At 66.1% G+C, this 18,223-nt stretch carries 16 protein-coding genes; 8 read left to right on the top strand and 8 right to left on the bottom strand.

Annotated features, from left to right (window positions below; all coding sequences use genetic code 11):
- The first annotated feature begins 157 nt into the window (after positions 1–157).
- The 3 genes from QW861_RS08385 to QW861_RS08375 all read left to right on the top strand — a co-directional run bounded on the left by QW861_RS08385 (position 158) and on the right by QW861_RS08375 (position 3,828).
- Complete coding sequence (locus QW861_RS08385; protein ID WP_316192906.1) at positions 158–2,659, top strand: TonB-dependent receptor; 2,502 nt, start codon at positions 158–160, stop codon at positions 2,657–2,659.
- Between the two features lie 267 nt (positions 2,660–2,926).
- Positions 2,927–3,205 (top strand): PepSY domain-containing protein, encoded by a 279-nt coding sequence (locus QW861_RS08380; protein WP_316173051.1) that lies wholly within the window; start codon positions 2,927–2,929, stop codon positions 3,203–3,205.
- Positions 3,206–3,252: 47 nt separating this feature from the next.
- Complete coding sequence (locus QW861_RS08375) at positions 3,253–3,828, top strand: cytochrome b/b6 domain-containing protein (protein ID WP_316192905.1); 576 nt, start codon at positions 3,253–3,255, stop codon at positions 3,826–3,828.
- A 9-nt stretch (positions 3,829–3,837) separates the two neighbouring features.
- On the opposite strand, the gene QW861_RS08370 is transcribed toward QW861_RS08375, so the two are convergent.
- Positions 3,838–4,017, bottom strand: a complete 180-nt coding sequence (locus QW861_RS08370; RefSeq protein ID WP_315712886.1) for a hypothetical protein — start codon at positions 4,015–4,017, stop codon at positions 3,838–3,840.
- Positions 4,018–4,311: 294 nt separating this feature from the next.
- Between QW861_RS08370 and QW861_RS08365 the strand changes: the two genes are divergently transcribed.
- Entirely contained in the window at positions 4,312–5,334 is a 1,023-nt protein-coding gene (locus tag QW861_RS08365) for a hypothetical protein (RefSeq protein WP_315712887.1), read from the top strand.
- 282 nt (positions 5,335–5,616) lie between these two features.
- On the opposite strand, the gene ahcY is transcribed toward QW861_RS08365, so the two are convergent.
- From ahcY to QW861_RS08350, 3 genes are all read right to left on the bottom strand, one after another.
- Positions 5,617–7,038 (bottom strand): adenosylhomocysteinase, encoded by a 1,422-nt coding sequence (gene ahcY / locus QW861_RS08360; RefSeq protein ID WP_315712889.1) that lies wholly within the window; start codon positions 7,036–7,038, stop codon positions 5,617–5,619.
- 121 nt (positions 7,039–7,159) lie between these two features.
- On the bottom strand, positions 7,160–8,356 hold the full coding sequence (gene metK, locus QW861_RS08355; protein WP_315712890.1) for a methionine adenosyltransferase: 1,197 nt from the start codon (positions 8,354–8,356) through the stop codon (positions 7,160–7,162).
- Between the two features lie 57 nt (positions 8,357–8,413).
- Complete coding sequence (locus tag QW861_RS08350; RefSeq protein WP_316192904.1) at positions 8,414–9,763, bottom strand: hypothetical protein; 1,350 nt, start codon at positions 9,761–9,763, stop codon at positions 8,414–8,416.
- Between the two features lie 155 nt (positions 9,764–9,918).
- Between QW861_RS08350 and QW861_RS08345 the strand changes: the two genes are divergently transcribed.
- From QW861_RS08345 to QW861_RS08330, 4 genes are all read left to right on the top strand, one after another.
- Positions 9,919–11,586 (top strand): caspase family protein, encoded by a 1,668-nt coding sequence (locus QW861_RS08345; RefSeq protein WP_316192903.1) that lies wholly within the window; start codon positions 9,919–9,921, stop codon positions 11,584–11,586.
- Between the two features lie 183 nt (positions 11,587–11,769).
- On the top strand, positions 11,770–12,147 hold the full coding sequence (locus QW861_RS08340; RefSeq protein WP_315712895.1) for a DUF2147 domain-containing protein: 378 nt from the start codon (positions 11,770–11,772) through the stop codon (positions 12,145–12,147).
- Between the two features lie 57 nt (positions 12,148–12,204).
- Entirely contained in the window at positions 12,205–12,897 is a 693-nt protein-coding gene (locus QW861_RS08335; protein WP_316191402.1) for an SGNH/GDSL hydrolase family protein, read from the top strand.
- An 85-nt stretch (positions 12,898–12,982) separates the two neighbouring features.
- On the top strand, positions 12,983–14,113 hold the full coding sequence (locus QW861_RS08330) for an acyltransferase (RefSeq protein WP_316187624.1): 1,131 nt from the start codon (positions 12,983–12,985) through the stop codon (positions 14,111–14,113).
- Positions 14,114–14,155: 42 nt separating this feature from the next.
- Here the strand turns inward: QW861_RS08330 and QW861_RS08325 are convergent, their stop codons facing one another.
- The 4 genes from QW861_RS08325 to QW861_RS08310 form a co-directional block, all read right to left on the bottom strand.
- Positions 14,156–15,274: a cobalamin-independent methionine synthase II family protein gene (locus QW861_RS08325; RefSeq protein ID WP_315712900.1), complete on the bottom strand. Its 1,119-nt coding sequence runs from the start codon at positions 15,272–15,274 to the stop codon at positions 14,156–14,158.
- A gap of 448 nt (positions 15,275–15,722) precedes the next feature.
- Complete coding sequence (locus QW861_RS08320) at positions 15,723–16,439, bottom strand: ABC transporter ATP-binding protein (protein WP_316192902.1); 717 nt, start codon at positions 16,437–16,439, stop codon at positions 15,723–15,725.
- Positions 16,439–17,185 (bottom strand): ABC transporter ATP-binding protein, encoded by a 747-nt coding sequence (locus QW861_RS08315; RefSeq protein WP_315712902.1) that lies wholly within the window; start codon positions 17,183–17,185, stop codon positions 16,439–16,441. Before QW861_RS08315 ends, QW861_RS08320 begins: the two co-directional genes overlap by 1 nt.
- Complete coding sequence (locus QW861_RS08310; RefSeq protein ID WP_315712904.1) at positions 17,182–18,219, bottom strand: branched-chain amino acid ABC transporter permease; 1,038 nt, start codon at positions 18,217–18,219, stop codon at positions 17,182–17,184. The genes QW861_RS08315 and QW861_RS08310 overlap by 4 nt, the downstream gene beginning before the upstream one ends.
- Between the last annotated feature and the right edge of the window lie 4 nt (positions 18,220–18,223).

The following is an 18,223-nucleotide window of genomic DNA, read 5'->3' as shown; positions in this document are numbered from 1 at the left end:
TCCCGTCACGATGCGGCCGGTCTCGTCCGCGCGCGCTGTGGGCTGCCGTCCGGCGGTCGCCGCAGCCGTGCCCGCAGCCGCCTCGTCGCGACATGTTCACGAGGCCACGGCGCGCTCGCAGCCGGGCGCCTCTCCCATTCCTATTCCGAGATCCATCATGGACCATTGTTCGACACCCGTCCGGCGGCGGTTGCTCCGCTCAACCACCGTGCTCACATCGCCGGCGCTGCTGGCATTCGCCCTTTCGAGTCCCGTGCTCGCGCAGGACCCATCGCAGGCTCGCTCCGCCGCCACGCTGCCGCAGGTGACGGTCGCTGTCCCGAAGCCCCGCCCGGCCGCGCGAACGACAGTCCGCCGCAGGGGCGCGCATGCGGCGGCGACCAATCCGGCAGTTGCGCCACCGCCGCAGGCGGCCTCATCCGACGCCGTCGACGCGCCTCCCGGCGCCACTTCGGTTGCGCCGGGTGACATCCTGGCGAAGCGCGCCATCACGAACGACACCGCTGCGCTGTTTGCCGATGTGCCCGGCGTCAGCCTCTATTCGGCCGGCGGGGCCTCGAGCCTGCCGGCGATCCATGGCCTCGCCGACGACCGCCTGCGCGTCAAGGTCGACGGCATGGACACCATCGCCTCATGTCCCAATCACATGAATCCGGCGCTGTCCTACATCGATCCGGCCCAGGTCGCCGCGGCCAAGGTCTGGGCGGGCATCACGCCCGTGAGCGTCGGCGGCGATTCGATCGGCGGCACCGTCGCCGTCAGCTCGCCGGCGGCTCTGTTCGCGGCGCCGGGGCAGAGCCTGCTGACCAAAGGCAGCGTCGGCACCTTCTACCGCAGCAACGGCAACGTGCGCGGCGTCAACCTGTCGGCCACCATGGCCACCGAGAACTACAGCGTCAGCTACAGCGGCGCTGCGGTCAAGGCCGACAACTATACGGCCGGCGGCAACTTCAAGAACTTCACCCTGAGGAGCTCCATCACGCCGGTGCTTCCCCTCGATCAGGTCGGCTCATCCGCCTACGAGACCAGGAATCATCTGATGGGCATCGCCTGGAGCAAGGACGGCCAGCTCATCGAGCTGAAGGCGGGAGTGCAGGAGGTGCCCTATCAGCTCTACCCGAACCAGCGCATGGACATGCTGGGCAACGATGCCTACAGCTTCAACCTGCACCATCTCGGCCGGTTCGACTGGGGCGATCTGGACACCCGCCTCTATCACCAGTCCGTCGATCACTACATGAACTTCGGCGGTGATCGGCTGTTCTCGTATGGCACGCTGAGCCCGCCGAACACGACGGGTGCGCGCTATCCGGTCAACGGCATGCCGATGTATACGCGCACCAAGACCAACGGCCTGACCTCCAAGGCCGACATCACGCTGTCGCCCCGCGACGTGGTCCGCGTCGGCGTCGACCTGCAGACCTACCGTCTCGACGACTGGTGGCCGCCGGCCCCCGATTGCGGCGTCGGCAACTGCATCGGCGGCATGGCGCCGCTGACGTTCTGGAACATCAACGGCGGCAAGCGCGACCGGGCCGGCGTGTTCAGCGAGTGGGAGGCGAAGTGGAGCCCGTCCTGGCTGTCGCTGCTGGGCGTGCGGTTCGAACGCGTCGAGACCGACACCGGACCGGTCGTCGGCTACAACACCAGCACCACGCCGCTGACATCGGGGTTCATGTCCGGCATGTACGAGACGAGTTCGGTCGGCTCCCGCGCGGCGTTCAACGCCATGGATCGCTCGCGAAAGGACAACAATGTCGATCTGACGGCGCTGTTCCGAAACACGCCGAGCGCCCATCTCACCTTCGAGTTCGGCGCGATGCAGAAGACCCGCTCGCCGAATCTCTACGAGCGCTATTCCTGGTCGCGCAACACCATGGCGCTGGAGATGAACAACTTCGTCGGCGACGGCAACGGCTATCTCGGAAACCCCAATCTGAGACCCGAGGTCGCCCATACCGTGAGCTTCACCGGCGCCTGGCACAGCGCCGACCATGAGGCCGAGATCCGGCTCACGCCCTACTACACCCATGTACGCGACTACATCGATGCGGTGCAGTGGAAGGCCGCCACCAACACCGCCGCCGTGCCTGCCGTCGCCAACCAGTTCGTGATCATGAAATACATGAACCAGCAGGCGCGGCTGTACGGGTTCGATCTGTCCGGCAAAGTGCCGCTGGGCACGACGTCGATCGGCGATTTCGGCCTGAAGGGAGTCCTGAGCTATACCAACGGCCGGAATCTCGACACCGGAAGCGGTCTCTACAACATCATGCCGATCAACGGCAGACTGACGCTCACGCACCGGCTCGACGGCTGGGACAGCGGCCTCGAGCTGGTGATGGTGGGCCGCAAGTCCGACGTCTCCGTCGCGCGCAACGAGCTCAAGACCCCGGGCTACAGCCTGGTGAACCTGCGCAGCAACTACACCTGGCAGAGGCTGCGCATCAGCTTCGGCGTCGAGAACCTGTTCAACAAGCTCTACTACCTGCCGCTCGGCGGCGCCTATATCGGCGAGGGCGCATCGATGTCGTTCAACAAGGAGGCCGGCACCGTCGCGGCCACCGGCGGCGGCGTATCGGGCACCGCGACGATGTGGGGCACCGCCGTTCCCGGCCCCGGACGTTCGTTCTATCTGGGTGCGAACCTGGAATTCTGACGCCGGCATTCGCATCTCGCCCTGTCCCGCCAGCGGGACAGGGCGAGAGCGGGCGCCAGACGACACGGCGTCGCGACGAGCGGCACGAGCGAGACGTAACGTCGCGCATCACGCCGTCTGCGATTCTCGGCCGAAATCGCCGCTCTCACGAACTTGGAAAAGCTCTAAGAGCGATTCCAGCCGCCGCTCCGTTGACACATCGGGGCGGTTGCCGTCTCCACTGATCCCACGATGCATCGTATTTGAATTTGCTCATTGGAGGGATTGATGAGACTGACCATCGCGGCCGTGATCGGTGCCGCACTCGCCGGCTTCGCCATCTCGCCGGCCATGGCCGACGGCTACAAGGATTGCACCAAGCTCGACAAGGCCCAGTGGAAGCCGGCCGCCGAGGCGGAAGCCAAGGCCAAGGAAGCGGGCTACGAGGTGCGCCGCTCGAAGGTCGAAGGCTCCTGCTACGAGGTCTACGGCGTTAAGGGCGGCAAGCTGTATGAGCTGTTCTACAGCCCGGAGGATCTCAGCCTGAAGCACACGATCGCCAAGTAGTTGGCGCAAGTGTCGTCCAGCGTGCTGGATGACGTGACGTGAGAGCCATGCACGGCACAGCCCCCCGAGCCAGCCTGAAACGCCAGGACACCGCCGACACCGTGCAGGTCTGGGACCTGCCGCTGCGGCTGTGGCACTGGATGCTGGTCGTGCTGGTGCTCATCGCCTGGGTGACGCCGAACGTCCATGACGGCCTGCACCGGATCGCGGGCTACGCGATCCTCGGCTTGCTCGCCTTTCGCCTGATCTGGGGCATCATGGGTACGCGCCATTCGCGCTTCCGCAGTCTCAAGCCCCGGCTGCGCGCGACGCCGGCCTACCTGTGGAATCTGCGGCGCGGCAAGACCGGGCGCTATCTCGGGCTGAATCCCGCGGGCACGGCGATGCAACTCGCACTGCTGCTTCTGCTCATCGTCTCCGCGATGACCGGCGCGATGCAGGTGACCGTGCGCTTCTTCGGCATCTGGTGGGTCGAGGACACCCACGAGGTGACGTCATATCTCCTGATCCCGCTGGTGGTGCTGCATGTCGCCGGCGTCGTGCTGGTGAGCCGCCTGCAGCGCGAGAATCTCGCCCGCGCCATGCTGACGGGGCGCAAGCTGCTGCGGCGCGGCTCGCGCTGACCGGGCGGCTCAGCCGCGCACGGCGTAGGGCGTCTGCGCCAGATGGTCGGCCCCCACGGCGAGATCGCGCTGCGCATCGGCCAGCGCCTTGCGTTCGCGCTTTTCCTCGGGCAGCGACCAGATCGAGTCCTCGGGCGCGTAGTCCCGGATCAACCTCGTGCCACCGACGATGATCTCGATGGTGCTCATGTAGCCAGCTCCACGAACGAGTTCCAAGAGAGTACGCGGCGCGGCTGGCGTTGGCAACCGAGCGTCGGCCGAAGGCCCTGCGGTCTCCGCCACCTGTCATCGCTGAACGATCGTTCGCAGCGAGTCGCGCCACACACGGAACTCACGATCGTTGCACGCAGGCCACAGTTCTCGCAAAAGCTGCGCGGGCGCGGAGATGCGTTATTGCGCCGGGCCGTCTTGCGCCGAACAATCGCAGGTCTCGGATGCCTGACCGCCCCTCACCAGCAGGGGCTCGGATTTTGGGGAGGCCGGATGATGAGCTCGCAGCAGCTTTTGGCGCGTGCGTTGTGTCGGTCCGTTGTCCTGGTAGCTTGTGCGGCGGCATGGCCCGCGGCCGCCGCCGAGATCGAGGCAGCGACGCCGCCCGTCGCCGCGGAGCCGATCGCGACGTCGCCGCAGCCGACCGCAGCCGAGACTGCGCTGACGACCGCGTCGATCACTCCATCGGCTGTCCTGCCGGCGGACGAACAGGCCGCGCCCGGCGCGGCGACCGAACCGCCCCGGCCCACTGTCGCCAGCGCCGACCGCATCGAGATCCTCGACGAGTGCCCCGACATCGATGCCTGCATCGATCGCTATCTGTGGGCGCTGTACGAGCGCGCGCCGAAGCTCGACAAGATCCGCGAGACCGAGCGCCGCGTCGTCACGGTCAAGCGCAAGGGACGCATGGTGAAGGTGACGCGCAGCTTCACCAAGCTCGTCGACAACGACTTCACCTGGAAGGATCCGAAGGCGGCCGAGCGCATCGGCCGCAGCATGATGGAGTATGTGATCGGCGGCATGGACCGCGGCTTCAAGCTGAAGCTGTTCCACACCTTGCATGCCGCCGAGGCCGCAGGGCTCGCGCCCGGCATCACCAGCGGCTTCCGCGACGACTACCGGCAGGAGATCGCGAGCGGCCTGAAGGCCGCCAGCAACCGCTCCTATCACGGCGGCAGCCTGCGCGGCGGCTACGGCCACGGACTCGCGGCCGACATCGTCAGCGTCAACGGCGCGACGCGCGCACAGCGCTGGGTGGCGACCGAGGCGCTGTGGAAATGGGTCGATGCCAACGGCAAGACGTTCGGCATCGGCCGGCCCTATCTCGATCACGACCCGCCGCATGTCGGCCCGGTCGACGGCGAGGAATATGCCAAGCATCGCGCGCCGGCCGTGAAGGTGGCAGCGGCGGAGACGAAGAAGCACAAGCGGATCGCGGCACGGCCTGAGCATCATGCGGCGAAGCGTACGAAGGCGATCCGCGCGTCGGCGCTGGCCTCGCGGCGAACGAGCTGATTGTCACGTTCACCGCAGGTCGCGGCGTTCCGCTGATTTCATAGAGCGCGCCGCGATCTCCGTCATTGCGAGGAGCAAAGCGACGAAGCAATCCAGAGTCCCGTCCACGACTCTGGATTGCTTCGCGGAGCTTGTCATCGGGCCGCGCACCTGCGGGGACAAGGTGGCTCGCAATGCCGATCGGAGGCAGGCGCAGATTCAACTCACAACTACGCCGAAGCAAGCAAAAGGCCGGGGCAATGCCCCGGCCTTCGCCATGTCAGCCGCGCGGTGCGCCGGATATCAGTAGCGGTAGTGGTCCGACTTGAACGGGCCTTCCGGCTTGACGCCGATGTAGGAGGCCTGGTCGGGGCGCAGCTTGGTGAGATTCACGCCGATCTTGGCGAGATGCAGCATCGCCACCTTCTCGTCCAGCGACTTCGGCAGCACGTAGACTTCCTTCTTGTACTTGCCGTCCTTGTTGTTGGCGTAGAGCTCGATCTGGGCCAAGGTCTGGTTGGTGAAGGACGCCGACATCACGAAGGACGGGTGGCCCATCGCATTGCCGAGGTTCACGAGGCGGCCTTCGGACAGCAGGATCATGCGCTTGCCGTCGGGGAAGGTGATCTCGTCGACCTGCGGCTTGATGTTGGTCCACTTCAGGTTCTTCAGCGAGGCGACCTGGATCTCGTTGTCGAAGTGGCCGATGTTGCAGACGATGGCGCGATCCTTCATCGCGCGCATGTGCTCGATGGTGATGATGTCCTTGTTGCCGGTGGCGGTCACGAAGATGTCGGCGCGCGGCGCGGCGTCCTCCATCGTCACCACCTCATAGCCCTCCATTGCCGCCTGCAGCGCACAGATCGGGTCGATCTCGGACACCATGACGCGGCAGCCGGCCTGGCGCAGCGAGGCGGCCGAGCCCTTGCCGACGTCGCCGAAGCCGGCGACCATCGCGACCTTGCCCGACATCATCACGTCGGTACCGCGGCGGATGCCGTCGACCAGCGACTCGCGGCAGCCATAGAGGTTGTCGAACTTCGACTTGGTGACGCTGTCGTTGACGTTGATCGCGGGCCACAGCAGCGTGCCGGCCTTCTGCATGTCGTACAGGCGGTGCACGCCCGTGGTGGTCTCTTCCGAGACGCCCTTGATCGACTTGGCGATCTCGGCGAAGTAGCCCTTCGGCTTCTCCTTGAGCTGCTTCTTCAGCAGCGCGAAGAACACCTCCTCTTCCTCGGACGCCGGCTTGTCGAGGAACGCCGTGTCGCCGTTCTCGGCGCGCAGGCCGAGATGGACATACATGGTGGCGTCGCCACCGTCATCGAGGATCATGTTGGGATGGCCGCCGCCGTGCCAGTCGAACAGCTTGGCGGTGTAGTCCCAATAGTCGACAAGCGTCTCGCCCTTGACGGCGAACACCGGAATTCCGGCGGCGGCGATCGCGGCCGCCGCGTGGTCCTGGGTCGAATAGATGTTGCAGGAGACCCAGCGGATGTCGGCGCCGAGCGCCTTCAGCGTCTCGATCAGCACCGCGGTCTGGATGGTCATGTGCAGCGAGCCTGCGATGCGCGCGCCCTTCAGCGGCTGCTTCGGGCCATACTCCTCGCGCGTCGCCATCAGGCCGGGCATCTCGGTCTCAGCGAGCGAGATCTCCTTGCGTCCGAACTCGGCGAGCGAAATGTCCTTGACGATGTAGTCGTTGAAACCTGGCTTGGCGGTCATGTGGGGTTCCTGTCTGTAAAAGGCGTCATTCCGGGCGCGCGTCAGCGCGAACCCGGAATCCATCACTTCGAGATTCCGGGTTCAGCGCTGTCGCGCGGCCCCGGAATGACGGCACTAAGAGCTACACCGCACGCTTGAGCGCCTCGACGAGGTCGGTCTTCTCCCAGGAGAAGCCGCCCTCATTGTCCGGCGTACGGCCGAAATGGCCGTAGGACGAGGTGCGCGCATAGATCGGGCGATTGAGGTCGAGGTGGGTGCGAATGCCGCGCGGGGTCAGGTCCATCGCCTGAGCGGCCGCCTTCTCGAGCACCTCCTCCGGCACCTTGCCGGTGCCGTGGGTGTCGATATAGATCGACAGCGGCCGCGCCACGCCGATCGCATAGGCGAGCTGCAGGGTGCAGCGGTCGGCGAGACCAGCGGCGACGATGTTCTTTGCGACGTAGCGCGCGGCATAGGCGGCGGAGCGGTCGACCTTGGTCGGATCCTTGCCGGAGAACGCGCCGCCGCCATGCGGGGCAGCACCGCCATAGGTATCGACGATGATCTTGCGGCCGGTCAGACCAGCGTCGCCATCGGGACCGCCGATGTAGAACTTGCCGGTCGGGTTGATGTGCCAGATCGTCTTCGGCGTGATCCAGCCTTCCGGCAGCGCCTTGCGCACATAGGGCTCGACGCGCTCGCGGACCTGCGCCGAAGTCATGTCCTCGACCAGATGCTGGTGCGACACCACGATCTCGCGCACGCCGACCGGCTTGCCGTTCTCATACTGCACGGTGACCTGGCTCTTGGAATCCGGACCGAGCACCTTCTCGACACCGGCGTGGCGGGCTTCCGAGATCAGCCGCAGGATCTTGTGGGCATAGAAGATCGGCGCCGGCATCAAATCCGGCGTTTCATTGGTCGCGTAACCGAACATGATGCCCTGGTCGCCGGCGCCCTCTTCCTTGACTTCGCCGGGCTGCAGCGCGTCGACGCCCTGGGCGATGTCGGCCGACTGCGGATGCAGCAGGATCTCGATGTCGCAGGTCTTCCAGTGAAAACCTTCCTGCTCGTAGCCGATGTCCTTGATGGCCTCGCGGACGACGTGCTCGATGTGCTCGTTGGTGACCGAAGCCGGGCCGCGGGTCTCACCGGCGATCACGACCTTGTTGGTGGTGGCGAGCGTCTCGCAGGCGGCGCGGATCTGCCAGGGGTCGATGCCGGCCTTCGGCCCTTCACGGTAGAACAGGTCGACGATCTCGTCGGAAATACGGTCGCAGACCTTGTCCGGGTGGCCTTCGGACACCGACTCCGAGGTGAACAGATATGACGCGCGCATCAAGCAACCCCTTCTTCGCCGCCCACGGCGGTCGTTTGTATTGATCCCTAAGGAATGTCAGTCGCGACGCCGCGAGATGACGTAGGATTCATCGTAGAACCACAGCCCGTTGTGCTTTCGCAGAACCTCTCTGGCGGCGTCGAGCGCGCGGGACGAGTGGGCCACCTCGGTCAGGCGGTCTTCCTCGATCTGCGCGACATACACCGCCGCGTTCCAGGCTGCAAAGGCCGTCGAGGTTCCGATCGCACCGGTGACCTCGTTGGGCAGAGCCTCCATCTCATACCTGAAAATCGAGCGATTGTCCGCATAGGCGTTAAAATTTAAGTCCCGCCCACTGGAGCCGAGCTCGTATTTCACGGCGCGCAATAGCTCATGGCGGCTGACCGAGAAAGGATTTTCTCCCGGCCAGACCGCCTGGATGATGTCCAGGCCCGGATCCTGGCCGTGGGAGTGGATTCCGATCAGCCGGCCGCCCGGCTTCAGCGCCCGCGCCAGCGGTGCGATGATGCGCTTGGCGCGGAAATTGACCGAGGACCGGGCCCGGTAGGGCTGCGAGGCGATGATCAGGTCGAAATTGGCCTCGACCCGACCGGCCCGCGGGATGATGCCGTCGAGCAGGAAGCGGTGATCCTCGCGATACAGCACCAGGGCGATCGGCCGCTCATAGACCGGCATGCCGGTGCGCGGGGAGACGTTGGCGCGCCAGTTCTGCTCCAGAAACGGCTTCAGCGCCGTGATCTGGGCCTCGAAATCCCCGGACGAATCGCCCTGCAGCACGACCTCGTGCCAGATCATCGAGGCGGCCACCGCCGGCGACGCCGGGGTCAGCCACGGCGCCTCGGCATAGTTCATGTTGGTGAACACGAACACGCTGGCGGGATGCTCGAACAGCCGGTCCGGCACCTTCTCGAGCGTCAGCCGGACATCCTCCAGGCTCAGCTCCTTGCCGGCGACATAGAACGGGATGTGCGGAAAGCGGCCGTGCATGGTCCGCAGCACCTTCGACAGCACGGTGCCGTCGCCGACGCCGGCATCGAACAGGCGCAGCGCCGGCGGCCGCGGATGGATGCTGGCGAGCTCGAGGCCGACGCGTTCCGCCACCACCCGCTTCTCGCTGCAGGTATGCACGAACAGGAGATATTTCTGGCGGTTCTCGAAGAAACGGAAATTGCTCTTAGGGTCGCGCTTCTCGGGAACGACATCGAGCCGCGGCGGCGGCAGCGTGCCGGTGGATGCCGCGATATAGGCCTGGATGCGGTCGAGCGTGTCGATCGTGATGCGCTTGCCCTCGCGCAGCCGCTGCACCAGCTTGCCGTCGTTGACCGCGCGCCGGCCGAACGTCGACTCCGCCATGTCCGACTGGCGGCAGAACTCCGTGATCTGGGCGAGCAGCTGGTCGTTCTTCATTCGGCCCGACGGGTGGGAAATAGGAGTGGGCAACGCGCCCTTGGCCCAACCTCCTAGCACCATCTGCCCACCATTGGAAAGAGCCTGAACCCGGAACCTTCCGGACGCAACAAACCGGATAGGTTCCCGCCTCTCGTCCCCCACGGTCCGTGCCGATGCGCCGCTCCCTCCTGCTGCTGATACCGCTGCTGGCTGCCCTCTGGGCGTCTCCCGGCCTCGCCCAGTCGAAGTCCCAGCTTGGCCCCCTCTGTACCACCGAGACGACGCCGGCCGACCAGATGATCGCCGCCTGCACCAAGATCATCGCGCTGAAGGTGTTCTCCGGCAGCCAGCTCGCCACGATCTATTTCTGGCACGCGGTCGGCTGGAACAAGAAGGGCGACTACACCCACGTCATCGCCGATGCCACCGAGGCGCTGCGGCTGCAGCCGGCGCAGGCGATCTACAATCTGCGCGGCTCGGCCTATTACGACAAGGGCGAGTACGAGATCGCGATCGCCGACTTCAACGACGCCATCAAGAGCGGCGCGCCGAGCGGCACGCTCTTCCACAACCGCGGCAACGCCTATCGCGGCACCGGCGACTACGCCAGGGCGATTGCCGACTATGACCAGGCGATCAGGCTGACGCCGAAATCCGCGCTGTCCTGGCAGAATCGCGGCATTTCCAAGGAAGCGACCGGCGACCTCGACGGCGCGCTCGGCGACATCAACGAGGCGATCCGGCTCGATCCGGCGCTGGCCTCGCCGCTGATCAACCGCAGCGTGATCTGGCGCGCCAAGGGCCATCTCGACCGCGCCGTTGCCGACGCCTCCGAGGCGGTCCGGCTGGCGCAGAATCCGCCGGCCAACGTGATGACACCGCCGGGCAGCGTCGTCATCTCAGCCCACGTGCATCGCGCGCTGGCCTATGAGGCCAAGGGCGAGTTCGATGCGGCCAAGGCGGATTACGCCGCGGCGCTGAAGCCCACCGCATCCGATGCCGGCAGCAAGGCCAGCCAGGCCACCGCCAGGGTGCGGCTGTCGCTGCTGTCGGAGCCGGCGGCGCGCCCCCAGCAGCGGCCGGAATCCCCGGCCCCCTCCTCGGCCGCAGCGGTGCCGACCGGGCAGCGCATGGCGCTGGTCATCGGCAACGGCGCCTACACGCACGTGCAGCCGCTGCCCAATCCGCCGCGCGACGCGCGAGCCATCGCCAGGAGCCTGCGCGACATCGGCTTCACGGTGACGGAGGGCCTCGATCTCGACCGCGCGGCGATGCAGGCGAAGACGCGCGACTTCCTGCGCGAGGCGGCGCGGGCGCAGGTCGCCGTGGTGTTCTATGCCGGCCACGGCGTGCAGATCGACGGCCGCAACTATCTCGTCCCCACCGACATTGCGCCGTCTGCAGGCAGCGACGTGGTCACGGCGATGGTCGACATGGACCAGATCCTGGCCGGGCTCGACGACCAGGTCCGCACCAACATCCTGATCCTCGATGCCTGCCGCAACAATCCGTTCGCCCCGCCGGAGACGGCAGGCGCCGGCCCCGGCCGGGGTCTCAGCGCCAGCGGGCTCGCCGCACCAACGTCGCTCGGTACCGGCGCGACGTCCGGGGCCGGCACGCTGATCGCGTTCGCGACGGCGCCGGGCAAGGTCGCGCTCGACGGCGACGGCGACAACAGCCCGTTCTCGGCGGCGCTGACCCGCCACATCGGCACGCCCGGTCTCGAGGTACAGCAGATGCTGACGCGCGTTCGCGCCGAGGTCGTGGCCGGCACCAAGAACAAGCAGGTGCCGTGGTCGAACTCCTCGCTGCTCGGTGAGGTCTATCTGGCGGCGAGATAGATCTGCGGCTGGGCAGGCGCTGCTCCAGCCCGACCGTCACGGCCCTCGGGGAGTCAGGTGCAGCATGCCCGAATCCTGATATGCTGCCGCACAATGGAGACGAAGCGTATCGCCGTCGGCCCGCCCAATCGCCGACACGATCCGCCGGCAACAAGCTCGTCTCGAAGGATCAGGGAGGCTCGCATGATCGGTCGTTTCGTTGTTGGACTTGGTCTGTCAGTCGTGCTGGCCGCAGGCCCGGCGCTCGCCGACGATGTCACCGGCGTCTGGCTGCGCGAAAGCGGCGCCTCCAAGGTCAAATTCGCGCCCTGCGGCGGCGCCGTCTGCGGCACGCTGGTCTGGATCAAGGAAGGCACCGACACTCCCGCCAAGGTCGGACAGCGGCTGTTCTCCGGGATGAAGCCGACCGGCCCCAATGCCTGGGCCGGCAGCTACAGCAATCCCGATGACGGCAAGACCTATGATGCCAAGATGACGCTCACCGGCGGCACCCTGACGACCGCCGGTTGCGCCTTTGGCGGCGTCATCTGCCGTTCCTCGACCTGGACGCGGGCGAATTAGAGCTCCGTTTGCGAATTCAGACTACGGTCGGGTCGCATCAAGGCATCGATCGTCCATATGGCAGCAAAGACGCAGGCGCGGCTGGGATTCGTGCTGTTTGCGGTGATTGCCGCAGCAGCCGCGACGTTCGTGCTGGCGCGCCGCTCCGCGACGCCGTCGGGCAGCGACCACCGCACGGTTCGCCAGCTCATCGTCCACTACAACCTGATGGCGCGCTCCGATGACCCGATCGTCGTGCTCGGCGACAGCATCGTCGAGGCGGCGACGCTGCCGGCCAGCGCCTGCGGACATCCGATCGTCAACGCCGGTCTCGCCGGCGCCGGGACGCGCAGCGACCTGGCCGGCTGGCTCAAGCCCGCACTCGGCCCGAAACGGCCGTTCGCGATCATCGTCTCCCTCGGCGTGAACGATGCGCTGACCGCCAAGTCCGACTCCGGCGAGGCCTTCGCCGGGCGCTACGAGGCCCTGCTGCGCGAGCTATCAAACCTCACCACGCGCATCTTCGTCACCGAGTTTCCCTCCGTCGAGGCGCGCGGGCCATTCACGCCGGCCATGGAGAAGGCCGCCATGGCGAACATCACCGGCTATCGCGCCATGCTGCCGGACCTCGCGAGGCGCACCGGCGCGACCTTCCTGCCCCTGCCGCCGATGGAATCGCCGTTCACGCTCGAAGGCATCCACCTGAATGCCATGGGCTATCGGTCCTGGGACCAGGCGATCCTGCAGGGAACCGAGCTCGCCTGCCGCTGATCCCGCAGGCTGCGAAAACAATCCTTCACTTCGCGCCGGCTAGGATGGGGGCGCACATCCCGTCGAGACGGTTAACGATCACCGCATGGCCCCGCTTCACACATCGACATCGCCTGGGACTCACAAGCTGCTCGGACTGGAGCTGCTGCGTTTCCTCGCCACGATCTCGGTGCTGCTGTGGCACTACCCGCACTTCGCCTACATCGCCGATGCCCCTGTCGATCTCGTCCGCAGCGAGCTGCCGTTCTACAATGTCCTGTTTCCGTTCTATGAGCTCGGCGAATACGGCGTGGTGATCTTCTGGTGCATCTCGGGCTTCATCTTCTTCTGGAAGTACAGCGCGATCATCCCGGATGGCACGGTCGATGGCTGGACCTTCTTCGTCAACCGGGTGTCGCGGCTCTATCCGCTGCATCTCGCAACGCTGCTGCTGGTCGCGGGGCTGCAGGCCCTCTATGCCGCGCAGCACGGCGTCTTCTTCGTCTACCAGAGCAACGATCTCGCTCATTTCGTCACCCAGCTTTTCATGGCGAGCGACTGGCTGCCGCCGACCGGGGTCAGCTTCAACGGCCCGATCTGGTCGGTCTCGATCGAGGTTCTGGTCTATGCGGCCTTCTTCCTGGCGCTGCGTTTCGTCACCACATCACCGCTGTTGAACCTGGCGATGATCCTGGCCGGCATCGCGAGCGGGACACTGGTCGGCAAGTGTTTCGTGTTCTTCTATGCCGGCGGACTGGCCGCCATGGTGCGGCAGAGCGTCGCCGATGCCCCGTACCGCGCGCGGCTGGAAGCGTTCGCCGCGTGCGCCGTCGTTACAATTCCGCCGGCCCTCTGGCTCTCCGGCGTTGAGCTTGCCGAGCGCTCCGCAGCGCTCCTGCTCGTTTATACACCCATCCTCTTGTTCGTCTGCGCGACGCCCATCACGCTGCCGCGGCGCACCGAAGTCCTGCTGCAGGCCGCCGGCAACATGACTTATTCGTGCTACCTGTTGCACTTCCCGATCCAGCTCACGATCGCGCTGGCTTTCGGCGCGCTTGGACGAGCGATCCCCTACGGCAGCCCCTCGTTCTGGGTCGGCTTCATGGGGCTGACCCTGACCGCGGCGTATCTCACCTATTCCGGGTTCGAGGCCCCGGCACAGCGGCTGATCCGCCGCGCGCTGCTGCGCAAAAAAGAAGCGGAGCGGATTGCTCCGGCCCCGCTTCCGCATCACTGATCAGCACGCCCCATGTCGAGGCGTGCAGTGTTCACGGCGCGCTTACTTCCCCCAGATCTCCTCGGCAAGCTCGACGCAGAGGCGCAGCTTGGCCCACTGCTCTTCCTCGGAGAGGATGTTGCCTTCCTCGGTCGAGGCGAAGCCGCATTGCGGCGACAGCGCGAGCTGGTCGAGCGGGGCGAACTTCGAGGCCTCTTCCAGGCGGCGCTTGATGTCGTCCTTCTTCTCGAGCTCGCCGACCTTCGAGGTCACGAGACCGACGACGACGACCTTGTTGCCCTTGGGCAGGAAGCGCAGCGGCTCGAAGCCGCCAGCGCGCTCGCTGTCATACTCCAGGAAATAGCCGTCGTAATTGGTATTGGCGAGCATGGTCTCGGCGACCGGCTCGTAGCCGCCCGAGGAAATCCAGGTCGAACGGAAATTGCCGCGGCAGACATGCGTGGTGATCGTCATGTCGGCGGGCCGCTCGGCGATCGCGTAGTTGATGATGCGCGAATAGATCTGCTGCAGACCGTCGGGATTGTCGCCGCGCTCGCGCGCCTTCTTGAGCTCGTCCTGCGAGCACAGATAAGCCCAGACCGTATCGTCGAACTGCAGGTAGCGGCAGCCGGCGTCGTAGAAGGCCTTCACGGCCTTGCGATAGGTCTTGCCGAGATCCTCGTAGAAGGCGTCGAGATCGGGATAGACGTCCTTGGAGATCGACTTGCGGCCGCCACGGAAGTGCAGCACCGCCGGTGACGGGATCGTCATCTTCGCCGTGACATGCGCGGTGTCGGCGTGCTTCTTGAGGAAGCGGAAGTGGTCGAGCATCGGATGACTATCCGGGAAGTCGAGCTTGCCGATCACGCGCACCGCGTCATGACGGGTCTGCACGCCGGTGAACTGGATGCCGGTGTCCGGGTGAAACAGCTCGCATCCGGTCAGCTTGGCGAGAAAGTCGAAGTGCCACCAGGAGCGACGGAACTCTCCGTCGGTGGCGAGCTTGAGACCGGTCGAGGCCTGGCGATGCACGACCTTCTCAATCTCCATGTCCTCGATCTTTCGGAGATCGTCGGCCGAGATCTCGCCCTTCTCGAGCTTGGCGCGGGCTTCCTTGATCTTCTGCGGCCGCAAGAGGCTGCCGACTTCGTCGGCGCGGAATGGGGGCTTGGTGCGTTGCATGTGCTCACTCCTTGGAAGGCGTCGATTCGTTGGATAGGGTTGTTGGACCGGCTGCGATCTGTCCTGGCTGGTTACCTGGGCAAAGCGTGATGGACTGGGTCCATCCCCTACCCCGTATCCGGTCGGTATACAATTCTATCGAGGAGAGATCGTGGAGGGGCATGGCGCAATCCATGGCCCGTGCAATGGGCTGACCTACCCTGACCTCGTTCAATGGGGCATCCTGAGGTGAACCCATCAAATCCGCCTCCAGGTGAAGTGCCATCGCGACAACGGCGCTGGCCAGCCTTCCTGCTGTAACGACCGGATCCTGCATACCGGTGTCCACGGCGGCCGCACCATACCGCCGGATCTTCCGGCATGGCCTTCACGCTGACTGCGCGAGCCACACCGTCCCTGCAACCAAGGATGACGCTTCGCCCCGTAGCGTTCAAGCCCGACGATCAGGTCAATGCGCGGCCGCGCTCGCGACGCCGAGGTGCCGCTCCAATGGCGCCGGATCGGCCTTCAAGGCGCTCGACGGCGCGTCATGCACGATGGTGCCACGCTCCAGGATGACGACGCGGTCAGCCAGCGCGAGCAGCTTCTGCGCGTGCTGCTCGACGATCACGGAGCACAGGCCGCCGGCGCGGCTGATGGTGCCGATCGCGACCAGCAGCTCCTCGACGATGATCGGCGCGAGGCCCTCGGTCGGCTCGTCGAGCAGCAGCACCTTGGGATTCAGGGTGAGCGCGCGGCCGATCGCCAGCATCTGCTGCTCGCCGCCGGAGAGCTGATTGCCGAAATTGTTGCGTCGCTCCTTGAGCCGCGGAAACATCTGGTAGACGCGCTCGATCGACCAGGGTCCCGGCTGCGCCACCGCCGTCATGTTCTCCTCCACCGTGAGCGAGCGGAAGATGTTGCGCTCCTGCGGCACCCAGCCGATGCCGGCGCGGGCGCGCTGGTCGGCGCGAAGAGCCGTGATGTCGGTGCCGGCGAGCGCAAGCTTGCCGGAGAAGCGGCGGGTGACGCCGACGATGGAGTTGATCAACGTGGTCTTGCCAGTGCCGTTGCGGCCGAGCAGCGCCAGCACCTGGCCCTCGGGCAGCTTGAGCGACATGTTCGGCAGCACGACCGCCTGGCCGTAGCCGGCGCGAAGATTTTCAATCGCGAGCAGATCGGTCATCACGCAGCCTCGCCGAGGTAGACCGCCTTGACCTGCGGATCACGCGCAACCTCGTCGGGCGTGCCTTCAACCAGCAGAGCGCCGGAGACCAGGACCGAGATGCGGTCGGCAAAGGAGAAGACGAGGTCCATGTCGTGCTCGATCAGCAGCACCGTGACGTCGCGCGGCAGCGCGGCGACGGCGGCGAGGATGTCCTTGCGCTCGCCCTCGGGCACGCCGGCGGCGGGCTCGTCGAGCAGCAGCACGCGCGGGCGCGCGGCGATCGCGACCGCGATCTCCAGCAGGCGCTGCTTGCCATAGGGCAAGGTCGAGGTGCGGTCGTTCATCACGTCGAGCAGCCGGAAGCGCTCGAGCGTCTCGGCGATCTCGGCATTGATGTCGTCGCGCGTGCCCATGCGCCGCCACCAATTGCCGCCGCCGCCGAGCCGCTCGGAGACCGCAAGCCCGATGGTCTCCAACGGCGTCAGGTCGGGATACAGCTGGTTGATCTGGAAGGTGCGCGACAGGCCGCGCAGCACGCGCTTGTGCACCGGCAGATCGGTGATGTCCTGGCCTTCGAGCAGGATGCGGCCGGCGCTCGGCTCCAGCACGCCGGTGAGCTGATTGATGACCGTGGTCTTGCCGGCGCCGTTCGGACCGATCAGCGCGTGGCGCGCGCCGGGCGCGATCTGCAGCGACAGATCGCGGGTGACGTGAAGGCCGCCGAAATGCTTGTCGAGGCCGCGGGTTTCCAATGCGTAGGTCATGGCGCCTCGTTATCGGTGAGGGCCACCGCGGCCTTGCGGCCGGCGATCTGGCGCAGGACGAGGTTGGGCAACCACAGCGCATAGGCGTGGATGCGGTGGCGGCCGACCAGCACGATGACGACCAGCACCAGGCCGATCCAGAACATCCAGTACTGCGGCGTGATCCACTGGAACAGTTCCTGCAACATCCGGAACACGGCGGCGCCGATCAGCCCGCCATAGAGATAGCCGGAGCCGCCGATGACCAGCATCAGCACCAGATCAGCAGAGCGCTCGAACGCGAACACGTCGAGCGAGGCGAGCGCCGTGGTCTGGGTGAACAGTGCCCCCGCAATGCCGGCATAGAACGCCGCGACGGTGTAGATCGCGATCAGGCGCTTGTTGACGGGAATGCCGACGGCGGCGGCGCGCAAAGGATTGTTCTTGATCGCGCGCAGCGACAGGCCGAACGGCGAGTGGACGATGGTCCGCGCCAACAGGAACAGCACGAACAGCACCGCAAGCGAATAGAAGAAGCCGGTCCTGCCGAACATGTCGAAGGCGAACACGCCGAAGATCGGCTGGATGTCGATGCCCTGGAGACCGTCGGTACCGCCGGTGATGTTGGAGAAGCGCTCCGCCAGCGCCTCCATCAACAGCGCGATGCCGAGCGTCACCATCAGCCGCGTCAGGTCGACGCCGCGGATGACCAGGAAGCTGGTGGCGAAGCCAAGCACGGTGGCGGCGAGGCCGGCCACGATCAGCGCCAGCACCGGCTCGTTGATGATGCCGTGCACCGAGAGCAGGCCCGCGCAATAGGCTCCGACGCCGAAGAAGGCGGCGTGGCCGAGCGAGACGATGCCGGCATAGCCGAGGATCAGGTCGAGCGAGAGCGCGAACAGCGCCAGCCGCAGGATCTCGGTCATGATCAGGTAGCGCGAGGGAAACGCCAGTCCGACCGCCAGCACGACGATCCAGAAGGCGAACTCGCTCCAGTGCCAGCGGCCATGCTGCCTGGCGTGAAATCCGACCTCGGCTTGTGCGTTCGTGGTCATGCGA

Source organism: Bradyrhizobium sp. SZCCHNRI1029 (assembly GCF_032487555.1).
In the GTDB taxonomy this organism is placed as follows: Bacteria; Pseudomonadota; Alphaproteobacteria; order Rhizobiales; family Xanthobacteraceae; genus Bradyrhizobium.
Note: the sequence above shows the minus strand (reverse complement) of the source record. Positions and strands in the feature narration are given on the sequence as shown.

What these genes read in the sequence shown, in the direction of transcription:
- QW861_RS08350 (WP_316192904.1), bottom strand. Translation starts at nt 9,763, where the DNA reads ATGAAGAACGACCAGCTGCTCGCCCAGATCACGGAGTTCTGCCGCCAG.
- QW861_RS08345 (WP_316192903.1), top strand. Translation starts at nt 9,919, where the DNA reads ATGCGCCGCTCCCTCCTGCTGCTGATACCGCTGCTGGCTGCCCTCTGG.
- QW861_RS08370 (WP_315712886.1), bottom strand. Translation starts at nt 4,017, where the DNA reads ATGAGCACCATCGAGATCATCGTCGGTGGCACGAGGTTGATCCGGGAC.
- QW861_RS08315 (WP_315712902.1), bottom strand. Translation starts at nt 17,185, where the DNA reads ATGACCTACGCATTGGAAACCCGCGGCCTCGACAAGCATTTCGGCGGC.
- QW861_RS08380 (WP_316173051.1), top strand. Translation starts at nt 2,927, where the DNA reads ATGAGACTGACCATCGCGGCCGTGATCGGTGCCGCACTCGCCGGCTTC.
- QW861_RS08385 (WP_316192906.1), top strand. Translation starts at nt 158, where the DNA reads ATGGACCATTGTTCGACACCCGTCCGGCGGCGGTTGCTCCGCTCAACC.
- QW861_RS08365 (WP_315712887.1), top strand. Translation starts at nt 4,312, where the DNA reads ATGATGAGCTCGCAGCAGCTTTTGGCGCGTGCGTTGTGTCGGTCCGTT.
- QW861_RS08330 (WP_316187624.1), top strand. Translation starts at nt 12,983, where the DNA reads ATGGCCCCGCTTCACACATCGACATCGCCTGGGACTCACAAGCTGCTC.
- QW861_RS08325 (WP_315712900.1), bottom strand. Translation starts at nt 15,274, where the DNA reads ATGCAACGCACCAAGCCCCCATTCCGCGCCGACGAAGTCGGCAGCCTC.
- QW861_RS08320 (WP_316192902.1), bottom strand. Translation starts at nt 16,439, where the DNA reads ATGACCGATCTGCTCGCGATTGAAAATCTTCGCGCCGGCTACGGCCAG.
- metK (WP_315712890.1), bottom strand. Translation starts at nt 8,356, where the DNA reads ATGCGCGCGTCATATCTGTTCACCTCGGAGTCGGTGTCCGAAGGCCAC.
- QW861_RS08340 (WP_315712895.1), top strand. Translation starts at nt 11,770, where the DNA reads ATGATCGGTCGTTTCGTTGTTGGACTTGGTCTGTCAGTCGTGCTGGCC.
- QW861_RS08375 (WP_316192905.1), top strand. Translation starts at nt 3,253, where the DNA reads ATGCACGGCACAGCCCCCCGAGCCAGCCTGAAACGCCAGGACACCGCC.
- QW861_RS08310 (WP_315712904.1), bottom strand. Translation starts at nt 18,219, where the DNA reads ATGACCACGAACGCACAAGCCGAGGTCGGATTTCACGCCAGGCAGCAT.
- ahcY (WP_315712889.1), bottom strand. Translation starts at nt 7,038, where the DNA reads ATGACCGCCAAGCCAGGTTTCAACGACTACATCGTCAAGGACATTTCG.
- QW861_RS08335 (WP_316191402.1), top strand. Translation starts at nt 12,205, where the DNA reads ATGGCAGCAAAGACGCAGGCGCGGCTGGGATTCGTGCTGTTTGCGGTG.